Source organism: Streptomyces sp. BR123, from assembly GCF_013401435.1.
Classification (GTDB): domain Bacteria; phylum Actinomycetota; class Actinomycetes; order Streptomycetales; family Streptomycetaceae; genus Streptomyces.
This window is the reverse complement of sequence record NZ_JACBGN010000385.1, coordinates 1-6081: the sequence shown is the minus strand read 5'-3', so window position 1 is coordinate 6081 and position 6081 is coordinate 1. Positions and strand designations below refer to the sequence as shown.

The following is a 6081-nucleotide window of genomic DNA, read 5'->3' as shown; positions in this document are numbered from 1 at the left end:
GCCCCCGCCCCTGCTGCCCCTGCTGCCCGCCGGTCACCTGGTGCTCACCGTCCTCGTGTCCCGACCCGACCGGAGCACGGTCCCCGGGACCGCGCCCGTCACCCGGTCGTCCCGTACCGTCTCGACCCCGTTGACCCGTACCGACACGATCCCGACCGCCCGCGCGTCCAGCCGCGGGCTGTCGCCCGGCAGGTCGTGCACCAGGGTCGCCGGCCCGGCCTCGATCCGCTCCGGGTCGAACAGCACCAGGTCCGCGTGCCAGCCCTCGGCGATCCGGCCGCGCTCGCGCAGCCCGAACAGCCGCGCCGGGTCGTCGGTCAGCATCCGTACCGCCTGCTCCAGCGGCACCAGCCTGCGGCCGCGCAGGCAGTCCCCGAGGAACCGGGTCGTGTACGGAGCCCCGCACATCCGGTCCAGGTGCGCGCCCGCGTCCGAACCGCCCAGCATGACGTCCTCGTGCTGCCAGGTCTCGGCGCGCAGCGCCCAGCTCGCCGGGTCGTTGTCGGTCGGCATCGGCCACAGCACCGTGCGCAGGTCGTCGTTGGCGCAGATCTCCACCAGGCACTGGAAGGGGTCCTGGCCGCGCTCGGCCGCGATGTCGCGGACGACCCGGCCGGTGAGCCCCTCGTTCTCCTTGCCGTACGTGTCCCCGATGACGTACCGCCCGAAGTCGGCCAGGCGCCGGAACACCCCGGCCTCCTTGCTCCCGGCGCGGCGCAGCATCTCCGCCCGCACGCCGGGGTCGCGCAGCCGGGTGATCCGCTCGGGCACGGGCAGGCCGAGGACCTCGCCCCAGCCGGGGATCAGGTTGAGCGCGCAGAAGGTTCCGAGGGACATGTTCATGGGGGTGAGGATCGGCATCGTCAGTGCGACGATGCGCCCGCCGGCCTTGCGGGCGCGCTCGCTGGGGACCAGCTGGCGCGGGACGCGTTCCGGGACGGCGGCGTCGATGGTGAGCACGTTCCAGTTGAGGGGGCGGCCGGCGGCGGCGCTCATCTCGACGAGCAGGTCGATCTCGGCGTCGGCGAACCGGTCGAGGCAGCCGGCGACGATCGCCTCCAGCTGGGTGCCCTCGTGTTCGCCGACCGCCCGGGACAGGGCGATGAGCTCGGCGGGCTCGGCGTGCCGGGAGGCGACGGGCGCGCCGTTCCCGTCGGAGTGGGTGGCGGACTGGGTGGTGGACAGGCCCCAGGCGCCCGCGTCCATGGCCTCGTGGAGGAGGGCGACCATCTGCTCCAGCCGGGCGGGGGTGGGCCGGCCGCCGGTGGCGTCCTCGCCCATGACGTGGCGGCGCAGCGCGCAGTGGCCGACCATGAAGCCCGCGTTGACGGCGATCCGTCCTTCCAGGGCGTCGAGGTACTCGCCGAAGGAGGACCAGGTCCAGTCGACGCCCTCCTCCAGGGCGGCGAGGGCCATGCCCTCGACCTTGCTCATCATGCGGCGCGTGTAGTCGGCGTCCTCGGGGCGGGCCGGGTTGAGCGGGGCGAGGGTGAAGCCGCAGTTGCCGCCGGCGACGGTGGTCACGCCGTGGTTCATGGAGGGGGTGGCGTACGGGTCCCAGAACAGCTGGGCGTCGTAGTGGGTGTGCGGGTCGACGAAGCCGGGGCAGAGGACGAGGCCGGTGGCGTCCTCGCCGGTACGGGCCCCTTCGGTGACGGTGCCGGGGGCGCCGATGACGGCGATGCGGCCGTCGCGTATGCCGACGTCGGCGGTGTACCGGGGGGATCCGGTGCCGTCGACGACGGTGGCTCCCCTGATCAGGTGGTCGAGCATGGCGGGTGACGTCCCTTCTCCTCTTCCCTGCTTGCCGATCGGGGATCCGGCTCCCGTTTCGGGAGCCGGGGGTCCGGCTCCCGTTTTCCGTTGCCGGCCGGGGCGGGGGCAGGCCGCTGCCCGCGCGCCCCGGCCGGCTCCGCGGGGCCGGGGCCCCCGGGACGGCGGTCCGGGAAACCGCCGTCCCCGCTGCACCGCCGTCAGGCGCCCGCGTCGGCGCCCTGGCGGAAGCGGGTGGTGCGGTGCACCGGGTCGGTGTCGATCTCCGGGACCACGTGCTCGCCGATCAGCTTGATCGTCGTCATCGTGTCCTCGTACGAGACCCCGGTCGGCAGGCCGAAGGAGAGCTGGTCGGCGCCCGCCCGCTCCCAGCGCTTGCACTGGGCGAGGACCTCGGACGGGTCCCCGCAGATCAGCAGCTCCTCGGCGATGAGCAGCTCGATGATCTCCGCGTTGTACTCGGGCAGGGTCTCGGGCCACTGCGGGATCGCCTCGGGCCGCGGGAAGGTGTCGTGGTAGCGGAAGACCAGCGACTGGAAGCGGTTCATGTTCGCGTTGACCGCGATCTCGACCGCCTTGTCGTGGGTCTCCGCGCAGATCGCCGTCGAGGTGACCATCACGTTGTCGTTGACGAAGGCGCCGACGGCCTCCGCCTCCCGGACCGCCGTCTTGTACTGCTCCAGCACCCACTCCATGTCGGAGACCTTCTGGACGCTGAACCCGAGGACCCCGAGGCCCTTCTTCGCCGCCATGGCGTACGAGGACGGGGACCCGGCGGCGTACCACATGGCCGGGTGGGCCTTGCCGTACGGCTTGGGGAAGACCTTGCGCGGGGGCAGCGACCAGTGCTTGCCCTGGAACCCCTCGTATTCCTCCTGGAGGAACATCTTGGGGAACTCGGCGATGGTCTCCTCCCACATCTCCTTGGTGTGGTTCATGTCCGTCACGCCGGGCAGGAAGCCGAGGATCTCGTGGCTGCCGGCGCCGCGGCCGGTGCCGAACTCGAAGCGGCCCTTGGAGAGGTGGTCGAGCATGGCGACCTTCTCGGCGACCTTCACCGGGTGGTTGACGGGCGCCAGGGGGTTGAAGATGCCGGAGCCGAGGTGGATGCGCTCGGTGGCGTGGGCGAGGTAGGCGAGGAAGACCTCGTTCGCCGACAGGTGCGAGTACTCCTCCAGGAAGTGGTGCTCGGAGGCCCAGGCGTACTTGAAGCCGGACTTGTCGGCCTGGATGACGTACTCGGTCTCCTCGATCAGCGCCTTGTGCTCCGCCTCGGGGTCGACCCTGGACCGCGCCGCAGGCACGTATCCCTGCACGAAGAGCCCGAATTCCAAGGGGGTTCACCGTCCTCGGTTCTCTGATTCCTGACTGTCCGTCAGATTGGATGGATCGACTCTTCCACCGCGGGGAGTGACCGTCAATACCTGACGAAGCGTCAGGTACGGTGCAGGCTCACGCCTGTCGTCCAGCCCCCGTCGATGACGAACGGCTGCCCGGTGATGTACGAGGAGTCTTCGCCCGTCAGGAACAGCGCCAGCCGGGCGATCTCCTCCGGCCGCCCCACGCGCCCCAGCGGCACCACCCGCCGGTACAGCTCCGCCATCGCCCCACGCGCCTCGTCGCTCACACCCGCCGGGTCCAGCAGGCCCGGATCGGCCATCGGAGTGTCCACCGCCCCCGGGCAGATCGCATTGACCCGGATGTTCTTCGCCGCCAGCTCCAGCGCCGCCACCCGCGTCAGCCCGACGATCGCCGCCTTGGTCGCCGCGTACGCACCCACGTACGCCATGCCCGTCAGGCCCGCGCAGGAGGAGGTGTTCACGATCGTCCCGCCGCCCGCCGCCTCGATCTCCGGGGCCAGCGCCTTGATCCCGAGGAAGGCGCCGACCTGGTTGACCTGCACCAGCTCCTGGAACTCCGCCAGCGGGGTCGCGGTCAGCGCGTTGAAACGCAGGATGCCCGCATTGTTGACCAGGCCGTCGACCCGGCCGAAGGCCTCCTTGGCGACCGCCACCGCTGCAGCCCAGTCCTCCTCCCGGCTGACGTCCAGCCGGACGTAGCGGACCCGGTCCCCGCCCACCTCCTCGCCGATCTCCTCCGCCACGGCGCCGCCCCGCTCGTCCAGCACGTCACCGAGGAGCACCCTGGCCCCCTCGGCGGCGAACAGCCGGGCCTCCTGCTCGCCCTGGCCGCGGGCGGCGCCGGTGATGAGGACGACGCGGCCGTGGAGCCTGCCGGCGGCCCCTTCACGTATGCCCATGCCCATGCCTGCGCTCCCGGTCGCCGGTCAGTCGTCGAGGAGGGGCGCCACCTCGGCCCCGAAGGCGGTCATCTGGTCGGTCAGCTCGGCGCGGTCGCGGCTGCGGAAGCGGACCTGGATCTGGCCGACGCCCAGCGCCCGGTACGCGCGCAGCGACTCCGCGAGCACCTCCGGCTTGCCGGCCAGGGTACGGCGGCCGGTGTCCCAGGCCGGCTCGCCGACGTACAGCGCCTCGGTGATCGCACCGAACTCGAACGGCCCGGTCACCCCGGCCTCCTCCCGGAGCTCCCTGATCCGGGCGATCTGTGCGGGCAGCCGGTCCCGCGGATCGCCCTGCGGAAGCCAGCCGTCGCCGCGGAGGGCCGCCCGCCGCACGGCGGCCGGCGAGGAGCCGCCGACCCAGACGGGGACCCGCTCCTGGGCCGGGCGGGGGCGCTGGCCGAGGTCCCGGAAGGAGAACCGCTCCCCCTCGAAGGCCGGGAACTCCTCGGGCCCGAGGGCCGCCCGCAGCGCGTCCAGCGTCTCGTCGAGCAGGGCGCCGCGCCCGGCGAAGTCCACGCCGAGGACCTCGAACTCCTCCACGACGTGGCCCGCACCGACGCCGAGGACCAGCCGGCCGCCCGAGAGGTGGTCGACCGTCGCGTACTGCTTGGCGCTCACCAGCGGATGCCGCAGGCCCAGGATCGCGACGTGGCTGAGCAGCCGTACGCGCTCGGTGACCCCGGCGAGGAAGGCGAGGGTGGCCACCGGGTCGTACCAGATGGTGCCCATGGCGCCGGCGAGGCGGCGCGGTACGGCCACGTGGTCGCAGGTGGCGACGTACCCGAACCCGGCCCGGTCGGCCACCCGGGCGACCTCGGCGAGGTCGGCGGGACCGGCCGAGGCCTCCCAGGCCTCGGCGTACAGGGTGCTCTGCGACTGGACCGGGAGCTGCATCCCGTACACCAGCCGGCCTTCCGGAAACACGCGCGCCATACCGTCCCGCCTCGATGCTCTGTCCGGCTCGTCCGGGCGTCGGGACCCATCGTCTTATCTGACAATCCGTCAGGCAATAGGGGTGCGAGGAGGAGGCGGCAAGCCTTCGCCGCCGGGCTCAGAAACCGTGCGGGCCCATGACGATGACCGGCTTCGCCGCCGGATCGAGCGTCTCCAGCACCTTCTCCATCGCCTCCTTCGCGATCCCGACACAGCCCTGCGAGGGACCGTCGTGGTCCACGTGCAGCCAGATGTTGCCGCCCTTGCGGGCACCCTCCGGTTTGGTCGGGTCCAGCGGCGACACCCCGCGCTTGCGGTTGAAGTCGATCGCGACGACGTAGTCGAAGGAGCCCTCCAGGGACTCCCCCTCCACTCCGTGGCCGGAGGCCGTGAACGCCCGGCTGCGGTCGTACGGCAGCCGCGTCCCCGGCGGCTTCGGCAGCAGGCCCCCGGCGTCACTCAGCGAGAACACCCCAACGGGGGACGTGAGATCCCCGTACCTGCGCTCCGTGGACCACCCGCGGGCACCGTTGCGCGCGGGCCAACTCCCGGCCAGGGTCCACTCGGCGCCGGCCGCCGGCCTGGTGTAGAGGGCGACGGTGGCGTACGAGGAGTTCTTCGCCCTGCCGGTGACCAGGATGACCTGGAGGGACTCCGCCGGGATCCGCGCCCGGGTGCGCTCACTGATGCCGGGCAGCCCCTGCGGGCCGTTCCCCCTGCTCTCGCGGGCGACACGGCCGTCAGCGGCGACGGCAACGCCCGCAGGACGGTCGTCGGTGGTGCTGTGGGCACGCGCCTCGGCGCTGCCGGGCGCGTCCTGGACGGCATGGAACCAGGCCGCCGTGCAGGCCAGCAGGCCGAGGGCCGCAACGGCGCCGACCCCGGCCCCGGCACGCGCGGCCACACGGGACCGAGGGAAGCCGACTCGGGCGAGCTTGCTCATTCTCCTGACCGTACACAGCGCGGGCCCCCCAAGACGGGGACGTCAACCTCCCGGGGGGTGTCGGGGCCCCGGGGGTGACGACGGGGTGGTCTGCACGGCCGGAAGTCGAATGCTTGACCGAGGAGGCGGG

5 protein-coding genes are annotated in these 6081 nt (G+C 72.7%); all 5 read right to left on the bottom strand.

Annotated features, from left to right (window positions below):
- Nucleotides 1-33: 33 nt before the first annotated feature.
- A complete protein-coding gene (locus HYE82_RS33295; RefSeq protein WP_179177945.1) occupies nucleotides 34-1773 on the bottom strand; it encodes an amidohydrolase family protein in 1740 nt (579 codons plus the stop codon).
- A 200-nt stretch (nucleotides 1774-1973) separates the two neighbouring features.
- Entirely contained in the window at nucleotides 1974-3107 is a 1134-nt protein-coding gene (locus tag HYE82_RS33290) for an LLM class flavin-dependent oxidoreductase (RefSeq protein ID WP_179177944.1), read from the bottom strand.
- Between the two features lie 101 nt (nucleotides 3108-3208).
- Nucleotides 3209-4039: an SDR family NAD(P)-dependent oxidoreductase gene (locus HYE82_RS33285; protein ID WP_256988017.1), complete on the bottom strand. Its 831-nt coding sequence runs from the start codon at nucleotides 4037-4039 to the stop codon at nucleotides 3209-3211.
- Nucleotides 4040-4060: 21 nt separating this feature from the next.
- A complete protein-coding gene (locus HYE82_RS33280) occupies nucleotides 4061-5008 on the bottom strand; it encodes an LLM class F420-dependent oxidoreductase (RefSeq protein WP_179177943.1) in 948 nt (315 codons plus the stop codon).
- Between the two features lie 118 nt (nucleotides 5009-5126).
- The gene (locus tag HYE82_RS33275) at nucleotides 5127-5951 is read right to left on the bottom strand and encodes a hypothetical protein (protein WP_256988015.1); all 825 of its coding nucleotides are present in this window, start codon (nucleotides 5949-5951) and stop codon (nucleotides 5127-5129) included.
- Nucleotides 5952-6081: the final 130 nt, after the last annotated feature.